Origin of the sequence: Streptacidiphilus cavernicola, from assembly GCF_042510955.1 — a bacterium.
Classification (GTDB): Bacteria; Actinomycetota; Actinomycetes; order Streptomycetales; family Streptomycetaceae; genus Streptacidiphilus; species Streptacidiphilus cavernicola.
This window is the reverse complement of the sequence record NZ_JBHFAB010000003.1, coordinates 50,682-66,162: the sequence shown is the minus strand read 5'-3', so window position 1 is coordinate 66,162 and position 15,481 is coordinate 50,682. Positions and strand designations below refer to the sequence as shown.

The 15,481-nt window shown below is 74.2% G+C and carries 17 protein-coding genes and 1 riboswitch; of the genes, 4 read left to right on the top strand and 13 right to left on the bottom strand.

Going from position 1 to position 15,481, the window contains the following annotated elements; all coding sequences use genetic code 11:
• Positions 1–13 precede the first annotated feature (13 nt).
• Genes ACEZDE_RS04635 through argC form a run of 5 tightly spaced genes read right to left on the bottom strand, consistent with a single transcriptional unit; the run spans position 14 to position 4,922 of the window.
• Entirely contained in the window at positions 14–550 is a 537-nt protein-coding gene (locus ACEZDE_RS04635; RefSeq protein WP_380532560.1) for an arginine repressor, read from the bottom strand.
• 6 nt (positions 551–556) lie between these two features.
• Positions 557–1,747, bottom strand: coding sequence for an acetylornithine transaminase (locus ACEZDE_RS04630; RefSeq protein ID WP_380532557.1), 1,191 nt, complete (start codon positions 1,745–1,747; stop codon positions 557–559).
• Complete coding sequence (gene argB / locus ACEZDE_RS04625) at positions 1,744–2,691, bottom strand: acetylglutamate kinase (protein WP_380532555.1); 948 nt, start codon at positions 2,689–2,691, stop codon at positions 1,744–1,746. The genes ACEZDE_RS04630 and argB overlap by 4 nt, the downstream gene beginning before the upstream one ends.
• Positions 2,692–2,706: 15 nt before the next feature.
• Positions 2,707–3,882 carry a bifunctional glutamate N-acetyltransferase/amino-acid acetyltransferase ArgJ gene (gene argJ, locus ACEZDE_RS04620; RefSeq protein WP_380532553.1) on the bottom strand — a complete coding sequence of 392 codons (1,176 nt, stop codon included), beginning with the start codon at positions 3,880–3,882 and terminating at the stop codon, positions 2,707–2,709.
• Entirely contained in the window at positions 3,879–4,922 is a 1,044-nt protein-coding gene (gene argC / locus ACEZDE_RS04615) for an N-acetyl-gamma-glutamyl-phosphate reductase (protein ID WP_380532550.1), read from the bottom strand. Before argC ends, argJ begins: the two co-directional genes overlap by 4 nt.
• A gap of 140 nt (positions 4,923–5,062) precedes the next feature.
• On the opposite strand from argC, the gene ACEZDE_RS04610 reads away from it, so the two are divergent.
• Together ACEZDE_RS04610 and hemC are read left to right on the top strand one after the other, a co-directional pair.
• The gene (locus tag ACEZDE_RS04610) at positions 5,063–5,920 is read left to right on the top strand and encodes a 3-hydroxybutyryl-CoA dehydrogenase (RefSeq protein ID WP_380532548.1); all 858 of its coding nucleotides are present in this window, start codon (positions 5,063–5,065) and stop codon (positions 5,918–5,920) included.
• A 58-nt stretch (positions 5,921–5,978) separates the two neighbouring features.
• Complete coding sequence (hemC, locus tag ACEZDE_RS04605) at positions 5,979–6,932, top strand: hydroxymethylbilane synthase (protein WP_380532546.1); 954 nt, start codon at positions 5,979–5,981, stop codon at positions 6,930–6,932.
• On the opposite strand, the gene ACEZDE_RS04600 is transcribed toward hemC, so the two are convergent.
• The 5 genes from ACEZDE_RS04600 to ACEZDE_RS04580 all read right to left on the bottom strand — a co-directional run bounded on the left by ACEZDE_RS04600 (position 6,913) and on the right by ACEZDE_RS04580 (position 10,217).
• Positions 6,913–7,233, bottom strand: a complete 321-nt coding sequence (locus tag ACEZDE_RS04600) for a hypothetical protein (protein ID WP_380532543.1) — start codon at positions 7,231–7,233, stop codon at positions 6,913–6,915. The genes hemC and ACEZDE_RS04600 overlap by 20 nt on opposite strands.
• Positions 7,234–7,316: 83 nt before the next feature.
• Positions 7,317–7,700: a hypothetical protein gene (locus ACEZDE_RS04595; protein ID WP_380532539.1), complete on the bottom strand. Its 384-nt coding sequence runs from the start codon at positions 7,698–7,700 to the stop codon at positions 7,317–7,319.
• A gap of 95 nt (positions 7,701–7,795) precedes the next feature.
• A complete protein-coding gene (locus tag ACEZDE_RS04590) occupies positions 7,796–8,773 on the bottom strand; it encodes a 2-dehydropantoate 2-reductase (protein ID WP_380532536.1) in 978 nt (325 codons plus the stop codon).
• Positions 8,774–8,839: 66 nt separating this feature from the next.
• The gene (locus tag ACEZDE_RS04585; protein WP_380532533.1) at positions 8,840–9,703 is read right to left on the bottom strand and encodes a HipA family kinase; all 864 of its coding nucleotides are present in this window, start codon (positions 9,701–9,703) and stop codon (positions 8,840–8,842) included.
• A gap of 40 nt (positions 9,704–9,743) precedes the next feature.
• Positions 9,744–10,217: a MarR family winged helix-turn-helix transcriptional regulator gene (locus ACEZDE_RS04580; RefSeq protein WP_380532530.1), complete on the bottom strand. Its 474-nt coding sequence runs from the start codon at positions 10,215–10,217 to the stop codon at positions 9,744–9,746.
• A 78-nt stretch (positions 10,218–10,295) separates the two neighbouring features.
• A riboswitch (ZMP/ZTP riboswitch) is annotated at positions 10,296–10,380 on the top strand.
• 15 nt (positions 10,381–10,395) lie between these two features.
• Here ACEZDE_RS04580 and ACEZDE_RS04575 point away from each other — a divergent pair.
• Positions 10,396–11,178 (top strand): methyltransferase domain-containing protein, encoded by a 783-nt coding sequence (locus ACEZDE_RS04575; protein WP_380532527.1) that lies wholly within the window; start codon positions 10,396–10,398, stop codon positions 11,176–11,178.
• Between the two features lie 18 nt (positions 11,179–11,196).
• On the opposite strand, the gene ACEZDE_RS04570 is transcribed toward ACEZDE_RS04575, so the two are convergent.
• On the bottom strand, positions 11,197–11,811 hold the full coding sequence (locus ACEZDE_RS04570; RefSeq protein ID WP_380532524.1) for a TetR/AcrR family transcriptional regulator: 615 nt from the start codon (positions 11,809–11,811) through the stop codon (positions 11,197–11,199).
• Between the two features lie 50 nt (positions 11,812–11,861).
• Between ACEZDE_RS04570 and ACEZDE_RS04565 the strand changes: the two genes are divergently transcribed.
• Positions 11,862–13,412, top strand: coding sequence for an MFS transporter (locus ACEZDE_RS04565; RefSeq protein WP_380532521.1), 1,551 nt, complete (start codon positions 11,862–11,864; stop codon positions 13,410–13,412).
• A gap of 79 nt (positions 13,413–13,491) precedes the next feature.
• Here the strand turns inward: ACEZDE_RS04565 and ACEZDE_RS04560 are convergent, their stop codons facing one another.
• A complete protein-coding gene (locus ACEZDE_RS04560) occupies positions 13,492–14,421 on the bottom strand; it encodes a carbohydrate kinase family protein (RefSeq protein WP_380532519.1) in 930 nt (309 codons plus the stop codon).
• On the bottom strand, positions 14,421–15,341 hold the full coding sequence (locus ACEZDE_RS04555) for a pseudouridine-5'-phosphate glycosidase (RefSeq protein WP_380532517.1): 921 nt from the start codon (positions 15,339–15,341) through the stop codon (positions 14,421–14,423). The genes ACEZDE_RS04560 and ACEZDE_RS04555 overlap by 1 nt, the downstream gene beginning before the upstream one ends.
• Positions 15,342–15,481: the final 140 nt, after the last annotated feature.

Genomic DNA, 15,481 nt, shown 5'->3' with positions numbered 1-15,481 from the left:
GTCGGGCGGGCGCTCAGGACTGGGCCAGCCGCAGCAGGTGCTCCGCCAGGGCCTGGCCGCCGTCCGGGTCCCGGCTGATCAGCAGCACGGTGTCGTCCCCGGCGATGGTGCCGATGATCTCGTGGATGCCGGACTGGTCGATCGCCGACGCCAGGAACTGGGCCGCGCCGGGCGGGGTGCGGAGCACCACCAGGTTGCCCGAGGCGGTGGCGGAGACCATCAGCTCGGCGGCGAGCCGGGCCAGCCGGCCCTCGTTGGCCGACTCCCCCATCGGCGCCTGCGGGGTGCGGTCCCCGCCCTCGGCCGGGACCGCGTAGATCAGCGCGCCGTCCTGGCTGCGGATCTTCACAGCCCCCAGCTCGTCCAGGTCCCGGGAGAGCGTGGCCTGGGTGACCGCGAGGCCGTCGTCCGCGAGCAGTTTGGCCAACTGGCTCTGCGACCGGATGGGCTGACGGGTCAGCAGGTCCACGATCCGCCGGTGCCGCGCGGTCCGGGTCTGCGGCAGCTGGAACAGCGGGCCGGTGGCGGGCGGGGGCTGGTGATCGGCCATGGTGGGTCAGCCGGCCTCTCGTACGGATCGCAGGATGCCGGGGAGCACCGCGAGCAGCGCGTCGACGTCGCGCTCGGTGATGATCAGCGGCGGCGCCAGCCGGACCGCGTCCGGAACGGCGGCGTTGACCAGGAATCCGGCCCGCTGGGCGGCGGCCTGGAGCGGGGCCGACAGCGGCCGGGTGAGCACGATGCCGAGCAGCAGCCCGGCGCCGCGGACGTGGTCCACCAGCGGGTCGCCGATGGCCTCGATGCCGGCCCTGAGCCGTTCGCCGACCTTGGCGGCCTGGTCCAGCAGGCCTTCGCGCTCGATGGTGTCGAGCACCGCGTTGGCGGCAGCGCAGACCACTGGGTTGCCGGAGAAGGTGCTGCCGTGGTGGCCGGGGTGCAGCAGTTCGGCGGCGTCGCCGAAGGCGAGGGTGGCGCCGATCGGCAGCCCGCCGCCGAGGCCCTTGGCCAGGGTGACCAGGTCCGGGTCGACGCCCTCCTCGGCCTGGTGGGCGAACCAGTGGCCGGTGCGGCCGATGCCGGTCTGGATCTCGTCCAGGACCAGCAGGGTGCCGGTGGCGCGGGTGATCTCCCGGGCCGCGCGCAGGTAGCCGGCCGGGGGGACGACCACGCCGTTCTCGCCCTGCATCGGCTCCAGCACCACCAGCGCGGTGTCGGTGCTGACCGCGGCCCGCAGCGCCTCGACGTCCCCGAACGGGACGTGGCTGACGTCGCCGGGCAGCGGGCGGAACGGGTCCTGCTTGCCGGGCTGGGCGGTGAGCGCCAGCGCGCCCATGGTCCGGCCGTGGAAGCCGCCGTGGGCGGAGACCATGTGGGTGCGGCCGGTGAGCCGGCCGATCTTGAAGGCGGCCTCGTTGGCCTCGGCGCCGGAGTTGGAGAAGTAGACCCGGCCGTCCTGCCGCCCGGAGAGGGCCACCAGCCGCTCGGCGAGCCGGACCGTGGGCTCGGCCAGGAAGAAGTTGGAGATGTGGCCCAGGGTGCTGATCTGCTCGGTGACCGCGGCGACGATCGCCGGGTGGGCGGTGCCGAGGGCGTTGACCGCGATGCCGCCGAGGAAGTCGGTGTAGCGCTTGCCGTCGGCGTCCCAGAGGTGCACGCCCTCGCCGCGGACCAGCGGGATCCGCGGGGTGCCGAAGTTGTTCATCAGCGTGTGCTGCCAGCGCTGGGTGAGTTCCTGGTTGCCGGTCATGCGAGCCCCCCGGTGATGATCGGATCGGTGTCGTCGTTGTCGGCGTCGGGCACGACCATGGTGCCGATGCCCTCGTCGGTGAAGATCTCCAGCAGCAGGCTGTGCTGGACCCGGCCGTCGAGTACCCGGGCCGTGCCGACGCCCGCCCGGACCGCGCGCAGGCAGCCCTCCATCTTCGGGAGCATGCCGCTGGCCAGGGTCGGCAGCAGCTTCTCCAACTCGCTCACGGTGAGGTGGCTGATCACAGCGTCGCTGGCGGGCCAGTCGGCGTAGAGGCCCTCGACGTCGGTGAGCACCACCAGCATCTCGGCGTCCAGCGCCATCGCCATCGCGGCGGCGGCGGTGTCGGCGTTGATGTTGTAGACGTGGCCGTCGTTGCTGCGGGCGATGGAGGAGATGACCGGGATGCGCCCGTTGTCGAGCAGCGCGTGGACCGCCCCCGGCTCGACGTGGGCGATGTCGCCGACCAGGCCGATGTCGACCTGCTCGCCGTCGACGTCCGCGTAGCGCTTGACCGCGGTCATGGTGTGGGCGTCCTCGCCGGTCATCCCGACCGCGAACGGGCCGTGCTCGTTGAGCAGGCCGACCAGCTCGCGCTGGACCTGCCCGGCCAGCACCATCCGGACCACGTCCATGGTCTCCGGGGTGGTCACCCGCAGCCCCGCGGTGAAGGAGGAGGTCAGGCCGAGCTTCTCCAGCTGGGTGTTGATCTGCGGGCCGCCGCCGTGCACGATGACCGGGCGCAGCCCGGCGTAGCGCAGGAAGACCACGTCCTGGGCGAAGGCGGCCTTGAGCGACTCGTCGACCATGGCGTTGCCGCCGAACTTGATCACGACGGTCTTGCCGTGGAAGCGCTCCAGCCAGGGCAGCGCCTCGACCAGGGTGAGCGCCTTGGGGAGCGCGGTGTTGTTGCGGGCCTGTTCGCCCGTGGGTGCGATGTGCACGGCCGTGGGGCCCCTTCAGCTGGAGTAGGCGCTGTTCTCGTGGACGTAGTCGGCGGTGAGGTCGTTGGTCCAGACCGTGGCCCGGTCGGAGCCGGCATTCAGGTCGGCGGTGACGACCACCTGGCGGTCCTTCATGCTGACCAGGTCGCGGTCCTCGCCGACGCTGCCGCCGCGGCAGACCCAGACGCCGTTGATGGCGACGTCCAGGGCGTCCGGGTCGAAGGCGGCGGCGGTGGTGCCGATGGCGGCCAGCACCCGGCCCCAGTTGGGGTCCTCGCCGTGGATGGCGCACTTGAGCAGGTTGTTGCGGGCGATGCTGCGGGCGACCTCGACCGCGTCGGCCTCGGTGGCGGCGTTGACCACGTCGATCCTGACGTCCTTGCTGGCCCCCTCGGCGTCGCCGACCAGTTGCAGCGCGAGGTCGGCGCAGACCGTGCGGACGGCCTCGGCGAAGGCGTCCTGACCGGGCGTCACCCCGCTGGCGGCGGAGGCCAGCAGCAGCACGGTGTCGTTGGTGGACATGCAGCCGTCGGAGTCGACCCGGTCGAAGGTGGTCCTGGTGGCGGCGCGCAGCGCGGCGTCCAGGTCGGCGGCGTCCACCGCGGCGTCGGTGGTGAGTACGACCAGCATGGTGGCCAGGCCGGGGGCGAGCATTCCGGCGCCCTTGGCCATGCCGCCGACGGTCCAGCCGTCCGGATGGGCCGCGACGGCGGTCTTGTGCACGGTGTCGGTGGTCTTGATGGCGACGGCGGCGGCCTCGCCGCCGTCCTCGGCCAGCTCGGCGGCGGCCAGCTCGACGCCGGGGAGCAGCAGCTCCATCGGCAGCCGGACCCCGATCAGGCCGGTGGAGGCGACCGCGACGTCGGCCGCGTTGAGGCCCAGCGTCTCGGCGACCTTCTCGGCGGTGGCGTGGGTGTCCTGGAACCCGAGCGGGCCGGTGCAGGCGTTGGCGCCACCGGAGTTGAGGACGACGGCGGAGAGGTGGCCGTCCTTCAGCACCTGCTCGGACCAGAGCACCGGGGCGGCCTTGACCCGGTTGGAGGTGAAGACGCCGGCCGCGGCCAGCGAGGGCCCGTCGTTGACGACCAGGGCCAGGTCCGGGCTGCCGGAGGCCTTGATGCCCGCGGTGACGCCGGCGGCGCGGAAGCCCTTGGCCGCCGTGACGCCGACGCCGGGGAGGTGGTTCGTCACGGTGCGACTCCAGTCTGCGGAAGGCCGAGTTCCTCGGGGAGGCCGAGGGCGATGTTCATGCTCTGGACGGCGCCGCCGGCGGTGCCCTTGACCAGGTTGTCGATGGCGCTGACCACGGTGATCCGGCCCACGCCCTGGTCCAGTGCGACCTGCACCAGGGCGTGGTTGGAGCCGAGGACCGAGGCGGTGGCGGGCCACTGGCCCTCGGGCAGCAGGTGCGCGAAGGGCTCGGCGGCGTAGGCGGCGGTGTAGGCGTCGCGGACCTGCCGGGCGGTGACGCCGGGGCGGGCCTTGACGCTGCAGGTGGCGAGGATGCCCCGGGACATCGGGGCCAGGGTCGGGGTGAACGAGACCGCGACCCGCTCCCCCGCGGCGAGGGAGAGGTTCTGGGTCATCTCCGGGGTGTGCCGGTGCACGCCGCCGACGCCGTAGGGGCTCATGCTGCCCATCACCTCGCTGCCCAGCAGGTGCGTCCTGGCGGCCTTGCCCGCGCCCGAGGTGCCGGAGGCGGCGACCACCACCGCCTCGGGCTCGGCCAGCCCGGCGGTGTACGCGGGGAGCAGCGCCAGGGTGACCGCGGTGGGGTAGCAGCCGGGCACTGCGATCCGGGCGCTGCCCTTGAGCGCCGCCCTGGCGCCGGGCAGCTCGGGCAGCCCGTACGGCCAGGTGCCCGCGTGCGGGGAGCCGTAGAACTTCTCCCAGTCGGCCGGGTCCTTGAGCCGGAAGTCGGCGCCGCAGTCGACGACCAGTACGTCCTCGCCCAGCTGCTCGGCGACGGCCGCGGACTGGCCGTGCGGCAGGCCGAGGAAGACGATGTCGTGGCCGGCCAGCGTGGCCGGGTCGGTGGGCTGGAGCACCCGGTCGGCGAGCGGCAGCAGGTGCGGCTGCAGCTCGCCGAGGCGGGCCCCGGCGTTGGAGCCGCCGGTGAGCGCGCCGATCTCGATCCGCGGGTGGGACAGCAGCAGGCGCAGCACCTCGCCGCCCGCGTACCCGCTCGCCCCGGCCACCGCTGCTCTGAACGCCTTGGCGGGATGTGCCATGACTCCTCCTCCGCTTCGGGATAACTATACGAAGGAAGGCACATTCATGCAATCGCGCTACCGGGACGATACTCCTGCGGGGTAACGTCGGGCCGAAAGATCACAGGACCCCGGAAGATCCGAGACGTGAGGACAGTGACGTGAGCGACATCGTGCGGGTAGGGGTCGTCGGCTGCGGCCTGATGGGGTCGGGGATCGCCGAGGTGTTCGCGCGGGCGGGCCTGGAGGTCAAGGTATCCGAGGCGAACGGCGAGGCGCTGGAGATCGGCCGCACCCGGCTCACCGGCTCGCTGGACACCGCGGTCCGCCGCGGCAAGCTCGCCGAGGCCGACCGGGACGAGGCGCTGGCCCGGATCTCGTTCACCACCGACCTGGCCGACTTCGCCGACCGCGACCTGGTGATCGAGGCGGTCGCCGAGCGCGAGGACGTCAAGACCGCGATCTTCCGGACGCTGGACCAGGTGGTGGAGCGGCGCGACGCGATCCTGGCGTCCAACACCTCCTCCATCCCGATCGTCAAGCTCGCCTCGGCGACCTCGCGCCCGGAGCAGGTCCTCGGCGTCCACTTCTTCAACCCGGCGCCGGTGCAGAAGCTGGTCGAGGTGATCCCGACGCTGACCACCTCGGCCGAGACGGTCACCCGGGCCGAGGCCTTCGCCCGCGAGGTGCTGGCCAAGGAGCCGATCCGGGCCAGGGACCGGGCCGGATTCGTGGTGAACGCGCTGCTGGTGCCCTATCTGCTGTCCGCGGTCCGGATGTTCGAGTCCGGCGTCGCCACGGCCGAGGACATCGACAAGGGCATGGAGGCCGGCTGCGCCCACCCGATGGGCCCGCTGCGGCTGTGCGACCTGATCGGCCTGGACACCATCGTCTCCATCGCCGAGTCGATGTACCACGAGTACAAGGAGCCGCTGTTCTCCGCGCCGCCGCTGCTGCAGCGGATGGTCGACGCCGGCCTGCTCGGACGCAAGTCCGGCCGGGGGTTCTACCAGTACTGATCCGGCGCACCACCGGGGCGCTACCGGGGCCGCCGCGGGTACCCCCTACCCTGATTCCATGTCAGATCCTCAACTGATCCGCATCGGTGCGCGTTCGTCCCCGATGTCGCTGGCCCAGGTGCGCCGGGTGCGCGCCGAACTCGCCGCCGCGCACCCGGGGACGGCCACCGAGGTGGTGCCGTTCACCACCTCGGGCGACCGCTGGTCCGGTGCGCTGGTGGAGCTCGGCGGCAAGGGCGCGTTCACCCGGGAGATCGACGAGGCGCTGCTGTCCGGCGCCGTCGACCTGGCGGTGCACTGCGTCAAGGACGTCCCCGGCGACCGCCCGGTCCCGGCCGGGACGCAGTTCGCCGCCTACCTCAAGCGGGACGACCTGCGCGACGCGCTGGTGCTGCCGGTCGGCCACCCCGGCGCCCGGCTCGGCGGCGCCACCCTCGCCGACCTGCCCGCCGGCACCAGGATCGGCACCTCCTCGGTCCGCCGGATCGCCCAACTGGCACAGCGCTACCCGGAGCTGGAGCCGGTGCCGTTCCGCGGCAACGCCAACAGCCGACTGGCGAAACTGGACGCGGGCGAGGTGGACGCGGTGCTGCTGGCCGTCTCCGGGCTGGAGCGGATCGGCCTGGCCGACCGGATCACCCAGATCCTGGACGTGGAGCAGATGATGCCCGCGGTCGGCTCCGGCACCCTGGTGCTGCAGTGCCGGGCCGGGGACGAGCGGGTGATCGAGGCGGTCGGCGCGCTCAACGACGCGGAGACCTACCGGCAGACCACCGCCGAGCGGATGCTGCTGCACGTGCTGCAGGGGCACTGCAACTCGCCGATCGCGGCCTACGCCACCACCGAGTTCGACGGCCGGCTCTCGCTCCGCGCCCGGGTGTTCAGCGCCGACGGCAAGACCGTGCTGGACGCCCACGAGTGGGACCGCAACGCGCACGCGCTGGGCACCTCGGTGGCCGCGACGCTGCTGCGGCAGGGCGCGCACGAGGTCATCAACGCGATCCCGCACTGACCGACAGCAGCACACCGCCGTCAGGACCGTGCACGTCCAGCCGGACCGGCGGGGTGCGCCGGTGCAGGGCGTAGTGCTCGCGGACCCGGGCCAGCACCAAGGGCAGCGCGGCCTCGGTGTCGGCGGACACCGGCCCCTGCTGCAGCCAGTGCAGGCAGAGGGTCCAGTCGTCCGCGTCCTCGGCCGGGTGCTCCCTGGTCGGAGCCGCCCCGACGGCGATGCCGTCGAGGGCGGCCACGATCGCCGCCATGTCCTCCGGATCGATGTGCCCGGGGTCGTTCTCCACCAGTGCCTCGCTCATGCGTTCCGCCTACCCCGTCCCGTACGCCCCAAGCGCACCACCGGGACGGAGCGGGCCGCCGGGACCGGGCGGACCGGCCGCGGTCAGCGGCTGAACAGGTTGGGCGTGTGCAGACGGCGCTTGGTGAGCACCGGGCTCGCCACGGTGTCCGCGTCCCCCTCGACCGGGTCGGCGAACCCGCCGCCGGTGTCGGCCTTGGCCGCGGCCTTGCGCTCGCGCCGGGCGGCGCGCAGCTCGGAGCTGCGCCGGCGCTCGCGCCGGGCGCCCGCCGTCAGCATCAGCAGGCCGAGGCAGAGCAGCAGGGTCAGCGCTATCCCGGCCAGGAACGCGCCGAGTGTGTTGACGTTGGCGAGATGGTGGTCGAAGAGGCGCACCGAGTAGTGCGGCCCTCCGCCGAGGTTGTCCGCGGTCACCACGATCGCGAAGGCGACCGCGACGGCCACGATCAGCAGTCCGAGCAGCAGCATGACTGGTTACACCCCATTCGACAGTGCGTCCTGGTTGACGTCTGCCGCAGCGCGTACCCCGTTACCCGGTCCGCTAACGTCCCGTCAGGACAGGCTCAGAGCAGGCCGCGGACCCGGGCGCTGAGCCGGGTCAGCCCGAGCAGCGCGTCGATGTTCGGGGTCGGCACGCCGACCAGGCCGCCGATCTCGCGCACCGCGCCGACCAGCGCGTCCAGCTCCAACCGCCGTCCGGCCTCGGCGTCCTGCAGCATCGAGGTGCGGGTCAGGCCGAGCTTGCGGGTGACCTGGCTGCGGTCCTCGGGGCGTTCGGCGATCGGGCAGCCGATCCGCTCGCCGATCGCGGCGGCCTCCCGCATCGCGTCGTGGCAGAAGGCCATGACCAGTTCGTCGTCCAGGATCAGGTCCCCGGTCGCGCCGGTGAGGGCGGAGACCGGGTTCATGGTCATGTTGCCCCAGAGCTTGTACCAGACGCCGTGCTGGATCTCGGTGGACACCTCGGCCTCGAACCCGGCCGCGGCGAACAGCGCTGCCAGCTCGCGGACCCGGGGCGACTCCGCGCCGTCCGGCTCACCGAGGATCAGCCGGCCGCCGCCGTGGTGCCGGACCAGGCCCGGCTCCGGGGTGCTGGCGCTGAGGTGCACCACGCAGCCGACGGTGTTGCCGACCGGGACGGTGGCGGCGATCCGCCCGTCCGGGTCCACGCTCGCCAGCCGCCGGCCGGCGCAGGGGCCGCCGAAGCCCTCGAAGAACCACCAGGGCACCCCGTTCATCGCGGCGACCACGGCGGTGTCCGGGCCGACCAGCGGCGCCAGCACCGGCAGCGCGGCCTCCAGCGCATGTGCCTTCACCGCGAGCACCACCAGGTCCTGGACGCCCAGTTCGGCCGGGTCGCCGGTGGCCGGCACCGGCGCGGTGAGCAGGCCGCCGTCCGGCTGCTCCAGCCGCCAGCCGTGCGCGCGCAGCGAGGCCAGCGTCGCCCCGCGCGCCAGCGCCGAGACCTCCGTTCCGGCTGCCGCCAGCCGCGCCCCGATCAGACCGCCGACCGCTCCCGCTCCCAGCACACAGATCCGCATGGGCCCGAACCTAACCCGCCGGGGCTCCGGCGCACCAGGCCGGGCCAGCCCCGTACCGTGCCCGGGTCAGCCCCGTACGTGCTGGAGCCAGGCGGGCCGCCCGGCCAGGGTCGCGGCGGTCCTGGCGGCCTCGGCCCTGGCCAGTTCCCCGGCGTCGGCGAAGCCCTCCGGCAGCCACTCGGCGGAGCGGGCGGCGCGGGCGGCCAGGTGCGCGACATAGGCCTCGCGCTGCTGCTCCGGGGTGTCGAATCCGGGCTCGTCGGCCAGCCAGGCGTCCGGGACCAGGCCGACCACCTCGCGCAGCAGCGCCGCGGTGACCAGCGGCGCGAGCGCGGCGTCGGCGGCCGGGACGTCCGGGGCGAAGCCGCCGAGCGCGTGCTCGGTCATCGGGTAGCGCCGGGCCACCGCCTCGTCCGCGCCGGACCAGCGGTGATGGAAGATCAGCGCCGCGCCGTGGTCGATCAGCCGGAGCCGGCCGTGCCAGACCATCAGGTTGGGGCTGTGCACGGTCCGGTCCACATTGCCGACCAGGGCGTCGAACCAGACCACCCGCCCGGCCTCGGCCGGGGTCACCGCGACCTGCGGCGGCTGCCGCAGCGGGGCGAAGTCGTGCGCGCCGGGCAGGAAGTCCATGCCCAGGTTGAGCCCCGTGCTGCCGCGCAGGATGTCCTGCACCTCCGGATCCGGCTCCTCCTCGGCGACCCGGGGGTCGAACCGGACCAGCACCAGCTCCGGCACCGGCAGCCCGAGCCGCCGCCCCAGCTCCCCCACGATCACCTCGGCGACCAGCGCCTTGCGGCCCTGCGCCGCACCGGTGAACTTCACCACGTAGGTGCCCAGGTCGTCGGTCTCCACCACGCCGGGGACGGAGCCGCCGGTGCGCAGCGGGGTGAGGTAGTGCAGCGCCGTCACCTCGGCCAGTCCCGTCACCCGCTCCGCCCTTCTCCGCGATCCCTGCGACCCTGCCAGGTCAACCACTCCGCAGGCCCGCCGATTCCTTCCCGGCGAGCGCCTCCAGCAGCGCGGACAGCTGTCCGAGGCCGCCGTCGGACCAGACCCCGCCGGCGAAGACGTCGGCCGCGACCTCCTCGGCGGCGGCCAGCATCTGGGCCAGCCGCTCGCGTCCGGTGCCGGTCAGCGCCGCGTAGGCGACCCGGGCGTCACGCGGGTCGGGCTCGCGGACCACCAGGCCGATCCGCTCCAGCGGGATCAGGCCCCGGGTCACCCCGGACGCGGACATCCCCAGCGCGTTCGCCAGGTCCACCCGGCGCATCCGGCCGCCGGGCGCCCGTCCGAGCTGCCGCAGCACCGCCAGGTCGGCGAAGCTGACGCCGTGCAGCCCGGACAGGGTCGCGTCGAACCGCCTGACCAGCGCCGCCTGGGCCCGGACCAGCCGCAGCGACACCGCCAGCGCCTCGCTCATCTCCTCGCTCACGTCGCTCATGCCCGGCAGCCTAACAGATGCTTGCGCACTCAAGGAGTGTCAAAGTATCCCCCGCGACCGCGCTCCGCCCGGCATAATCCGCTGCAACGCGACTGGCGGGTCAGGGGTGGGCGAAAACCACCGGGAAGCAGCCCCGCGAGGGCCGTCCGCCTGGGCCCCCGCAGAGGAGCCTTCCGCCATGAGCGCCTTCTCCGACGTCGACGCCAGCCCCCGCCCGCAGGAGCTGGTCGACTACCTCGACCACGCCCACACCGGCCTGCACGCCCCCAAGCTGCGCCTGCAGCAGGGCCTGCCGATCCGCCCCGGCCACCGGGTGCTCGACCTCGGCTGCGGCTCGGGCCACGAGCTGGCCCGGCTGGAGGAGGACGGCGCGGTGGCCTTCGGCATCGACAGCAGCGCGGTGATGCTGCAGGCCAGCCACTCCCGACTGACCGACGACGACCTCCCGGCCCGGCTGGCCCAGGCGGACGGGGCCCGACTGCCGTTCCGGGCCGGGGTGTTCGACGCCTGCCGGATCGAGCGGGTGCTCCAGCACGTCGCCGACCCGGCCGCGGTGCTGGCCGAGGCCCGCCGGGTGCTGCGCCCCGGCGGGGTCCTCGGCGTGTGCGAGCCCGACTGGTCCTCGTTCACCCTGGCCTCCTCCCTGCGGGAGGCCGCGGCGGCGGTGTCCGCCCAGGTCGGGGCACAGATCGCGCAGCGCGACATCGGCCGGCAGCTGCGCCGGCTGCTGGTCGGCGCCGGCTTCGGCGCGATCCGGGTCGAGGTCGAACTCGCGGTCTACACCGGCCTGGACGAGCTGGATCTGATCATCTCGCTCCGTCGTGCCGCCGAACGCGCCTGCGCGGCAGGGAGCCTGACGGAGCACCAGGCCGAGGCCCTGCTCGCCGAACAGCGCGCGCTGTCCGACGGCGGCGGCTTCCACGCCACCCTCAACCGCTCGGTCCTGGCCTGGGCACGCTGACCCTGGGCGCGCTGACGGTCACCCGCGGGGCAGCACCCCGCCGCGGAGGGCGCTGAACAGCCGCTCCAGGCGCGCGCGGTGGTCGTCCGCCACCGCGCTCGGCGGCTCCCCGGCGATGCGGCGGCGCGCGGTCTCCAGCAGCACGGTGCCGTAACCGGCGATGAAGAAGGCGGCGAGCAGCGCCCCTTCGCCGGTGAAGGCCGGGTCGCGGTCGAGCTCCTCGGCCAGGATCCGCTGGAGCTCGGCGGCGATCTCCCGCGCCCGCGCGACCAGGGCCGACGACGCCGCGACGGTCCGGAAGAAGGAGACCGAGCGGTCATTGAGGCCGGAGAGCGGATGGCGCTCCTCGACCAGGCCGAGGGTCGCGTCGCGCAGCGACGCCAGCACGTCGGTGCCGGGGGCGCGGTCGCGCACCGCCGAGCGCAGCAGCTCGACGGCGTCGTCGGCCCGGTCCAGATAGAGGTCCTCCTTGCGCGGGAAGTGGTTGAAGACCGTCACGCTCGACACCCCGGCCTCCCGGGCGATCTCGGCGACCGTCACCGCGTCGAATCCGCGGTCGAGGAACAGCCGACCCGCGACCTCCGAGATCCTCGCGCGCGTCTGCGGGCCGCCTCGCTCGCTGGTCCTGGGCATCCGGTCCTCACTTCCTTGCGCAACTAAACTTAGTCACTTAACCTAGTGGTATGTCCTCCCCAGAACAGACCACAGCCATTGTGGACGCCGCCACCGACCCGGCCCGCTCCCCCCGCTCGCTGCGGGAGGCGTGGTTGGCCCTGGCCGGACTGTCCGCGGTGTTCCTCTTCGAGATGCTGGACAACTCGATCCTGAATGTCGCGCTGCCCACCATCGGACGCGAGCTGCATGCCTCGACCACCGCGCTGCAGTGGGTGACCGGCGCGTACGCAGTGGTGTTCGGCGGGCTGATGCTGGCCTTCGGCGCGGTCGCCGACCGCTTCGGCCGACGGCGGACCATGCTCATCGGGCTGGCCCTGCTGGGCGTGGCGAGCCTGGCGACCGCCTTCGTCAGCACAGCGGAACAGCTGATCGCGGTCCGGGCGGCGACGGGGGTCGCCGCCGCGATGACGACCCCGGGGTCGATGGCGCTGGCCTTCCGGCTGTTCGGCGCGGACGGCCTGCGGGTCAGGGCGATCACCCTGATCTCGACCGTGGGCCTGGTCGGGCTGGCGATCGGCCCGACCGCGGGCGGCCTCGTGCTCGCGGTCGCGCCCTGGCAGGTCCTGCTGCTGGTGAACGTGCCGGTCGCGGTGCTGGCGATGATCGGGATCCGGTTCGGCATCGCCGCGGACGCCGCGGACGAACTGCACCGCGATCCGGTGGACGTCGCGGGCGCGGTCCTGGGCACCGCGGCGATCGTGCTCGCGCTGGTCGCGCCCACGCTGTTCGTCGATGCGGGCACGGGCTCGTGGGTCCCGTGGGCGGTCACCGCGGCGGCCGTACCCGCGGCGGTCCTCTTCGTCCTCCGCGAGCGTTCGGCCCGGCACCCGCTGCTCGACCTCAGGCTGGTCGCCCGTCCGCTGGTCTCCAGCGGTCTGGCGTTCAAGGCGGCGACCGGGCTGGCCACCGCCGGGCTCGGCTACCTGGTGACGCTGCAGCTGCAGCTCGACTGGGGCTGGTCGCCCGCGCTGGCCGCGGTCGGGATGCTGCCGCAGGTGGTCGTCCTGATCGCGGGCGGCTCGCTGGTCAGTCCGTTCGTCGAGCGGGTCGGCCTCGAACGGGCCGCGGCGATCAGTGCCGCGGCGGTGGTCGGCGGGCTCGCCGTCTACAGCCTGCTGGGCCGGTTCGGCTATGTCTGGGTCGCGCTCGCCCTGGTGCTGGTGGCAGCGGGGATGCGGGTGGTCGGCGTGGCCGCCGGGACCAATGTGCTGCGCGGGCTGCCGAAGGAGCGGACCACGATCGGCGCGGCCCTGGTCGACACCGCCTCCGAGGTCACCTCGGGCATCGGCATCGCCGTCACCGGCACGGTTCTCGCCGCACTGTTCACCGGCGACCTCGCCGCCTCGCACTGGACCGCCCGGCAGACCGCGGAGTTCCAGCAAGCAGCCACCGTCGCCGGTCTCACCCTCACCGTGGTCGCCGCCCTGCTCGTCGGCTGGGGGATCATCCGTGGCCGGTCCGCCCCGATCACGGCCGACGACAGCGACAGCAGCGCAGGCCGCGACGACAGCCCCGGCGCGGAAGCGGACGCGCCGCGAGCGGCCCAGCACGCCGGTTGACCTTCGGCCGGGCTCCCGCAGGGCTCACCGCGCCAGGGGCCTGCCTCCGGTGCGGCTTCCACCAGGGCCCCGGCAGGGCTCACCGCGCCGGCGGCCTGCCGCCGACCAGGCCGACCGCGTGGGCGCCCGCGCGGCACCCCGCTGCCGCCGCCTCCAGCCAGTCCGCGCCCGCGAGCCTCGCGGCCAGCAGCCCGCCGGCGAAGGCGTCGCCCGCGCCGGTGCTGTCCAGCGGCGCGGTCGGCAGGCCCGGCACCGCACCCAGCAGCGTGCCGTGGTCGGCGACCAGCGCCCCGGCCGCGCCGAGCTTCAGCGCCACCACGCAGTGGCACCGGGCGCTCAGCGCCCGCGCCGCGTCCTCGGGGTCGGTAACCCCGGTCAGCTCCCGCGCCTCGTCCAGGTTGGGCAGCAGCAGCTCCACCCCGCCGAGCAGGTCGAGGAACCGGGACGGGCCGTGCTCGCGCAGGAAGCCGACCGACGCCGGGTCCACGCTGACCGCGATGCCGCGCGCCGCCGCCCGGACCACGGCCTGCGCCGCGAGCGCTCGTCCCGGCGCACCGAACAGCAGGTAGCCGGAGAGGTGCAGCCGACCGACCCGGTCCAGCAGCGCGTCGTCCCAGTCCGCCGGGCCGAGCGCCCCGCTGGCGCCCCGGTCGGTGACGAAGGTGCGCTCCCCCGCCGCGTTCACCAGCACGATCACCACCGCCGTCGGCCGCTCCCGGTCCACCCGCAGGCAGGGGCGCACGCCGACGCGTTCGAGCGCGTCCCGGTGCCAGTCGGCGGAGTCCTCGCCCACCCGGGACAGCAGCGTCACCCGTTCGGATCCGCCGTCAACCGCGCGGGCGGCCCAGGCGGCCGTGTTGGCGGCCGACCCGCCCGGCCGCAGGGCGATCCCGGCCGCGGTGTCGGTGTCCGCGGTGAGCGGGGTGGCGTGCAGCGCGACCACGTCGGTGACCAGGTCGCCGACGACCAGCAGCCCGGGGACGGACGGGACGGACGGCTCGGCCGCCATCAGCGCAGTGCGGCGTGGCTGCGGGCGATCTTCGCCGCCAGCGCGACATTGCCGCGCACCGCGGCGAGGTTGGCCTCCAGCGAGGCCCCGCCGGTGTGCTCCACCAGGTAGCCGAGCAGGAACGGGGTGACGGCCTGTCCGGTCACCCCGGCCCTGCCGGCCGCGGCCAGCGCCTCGGCCAGCACCCGGTCGTGCAGCGCCGGGTCCAACTGCTGCCGCTCCGGCACCGGGTTGGCCACGATCAGCGCGGTCAGGTCGGTGTTCAGCTGCCAGCGGGCCCGCATCAGCGCCGCGACCTGCTCCGGGCTGTCCACGGTCCAGTCCACCGGCAGCCCGGACGAGCGCAGGTAGAAGCCGGGGAACTCGGCGGTCCGGTAGCCGACCACGCCCACGTTGAGGGTCTCCAGCCGCTGCAGCGTGGCCGGTACGTCCAGGATGGACTTCACCCCGGCGCAGACCACGGTGACCGGCACCCGGGCCAGCAGCCCCAGGTCCGCCGACTCGTCCTGCAGCGTCACCCAGTCGCGGTGCACGCCGCCGAGGCCGCCGGTGGCGAACACCGCGATTCCCGCCGCATGGGCCAGAAAGGCGGTCGCCGACACCGTGGTCGCCCCGCTCGCGCCGAGGGCCACGGCCGGGGCCAGGTCCCGGAAGCCCAGCTTGCGCATCCCGGTGTCCTCGGCGACCCGCTCAAGGCCGCCCTTGCCGAGGCCGACCCGGGCCACCCCGTCCAGCACCGCGATGGTGGCCGGCACCGCCCCGCCCTCCCGGACGGCCGCCTCCAACTCCTGTGCCACCGCCAGGTTGCGCGGGCGCGGCAGCCCGTGCGAGATGATCGTCGACTCCAGCGCGACCACCGGACGCCCGCGCTCCACGGCGTCTCGGACCTCGCGGGACAGGCGTATCGGGGCGTCGGGCATGTCGGCGTTCGACCTCCTGGAGCACGGAACCGAAGCACGGAACCTGAGCACGGGACAGGGCCGGACGGCGGCGCTCGGCCCTCTGCCCTGCATCCTGTCGCCGGAGCGGCCCGCTCAAACCGGCGGCGGCCTGCCACCCC

What these genes read in the sequence shown, in the direction of transcription:
- argC (WP_380532550.1), bottom strand. Translation starts at nt 4,922, where the DNA reads ATGGCACATCCCGCCAAGGCGTTCAGAGCAGCGGTGGCCGGGGCGAGC.
- ACEZDE_RS04570 (WP_380532524.1), bottom strand. Translation starts at nt 11,811, where the DNA reads ATGCCCAGGACCAGCGAGCGAGGCGGCCCGCAGACGCGCGCGAGGATC.
- ACEZDE_RS04560 (WP_380532519.1), bottom strand. Translation starts at nt 14,421, where the DNA reads ATGGCGGCCGAGCCGTCCGTCCCGTCCGTCCCCGGGCTGCTGGTCGTC.
- ACEZDE_RS04580 (WP_380532530.1), bottom strand. Translation starts at nt 10,217, where the DNA reads ATGAGCGACGTGAGCGAGGAGATGAGCGAGGCGCTGGCGGTGTCGCTG.
- ACEZDE_RS04595 (WP_380532539.1), bottom strand. Translation starts at nt 7,700, where the DNA reads ATGCTGCTGCTCGGACTGCTGATCGTGGCCGTCGCGGTCGCCTTCGCG.
- ACEZDE_RS04635 (WP_380532560.1), bottom strand. Translation starts at nt 550, where the DNA reads ATGGCCGATCACCAGCCCCCGCCCGCCACCGGCCCGCTGTTCCAGCTG.
- ACEZDE_RS04590 (WP_380532536.1), bottom strand. Translation starts at nt 8,773, where the DNA reads ATGCGGATCTGTGTGCTGGGAGCGGGAGCGGTCGGCGGTCTGATCGGG.
- ACEZDE_RS04630 (WP_380532557.1), bottom strand. Translation starts at nt 1,747, where the DNA reads ATGACCGGCAACCAGGAACTCACCCAGCGCTGGCAGCACACGCTGATG.
- ACEZDE_RS04575 (WP_380532527.1), top strand. Translation starts at nt 10,396, where the DNA reads ATGAGCGCCTTCTCCGACGTCGACGCCAGCCCCCGCCCGCAGGAGCTG.
- hemC (WP_380532546.1), top strand. Translation starts at nt 5,979, where the DNA reads ATGTCAGATCCTCAACTGATCCGCATCGGTGCGCGTTCGTCCCCGATG.
- ACEZDE_RS04600 (WP_380532543.1), bottom strand. Translation starts at nt 7,233, where the DNA reads ATGAGCGAGGCACTGGTGGAGAACGACCCCGGGCACATCGATCCGGAG.
- ACEZDE_RS04555 (WP_380532517.1), bottom strand. Translation starts at nt 15,341, where the DNA reads ATGCCCGACGCCCCGATACGCCTGTCCCGCGAGGTCCGAGACGCCGTG.
- ACEZDE_RS04565 (WP_380532521.1), top strand. Translation starts at nt 11,862, where the DNA reads ATGTCCTCCCCAGAACAGACCACAGCCATTGTGGACGCCGCCACCGAC.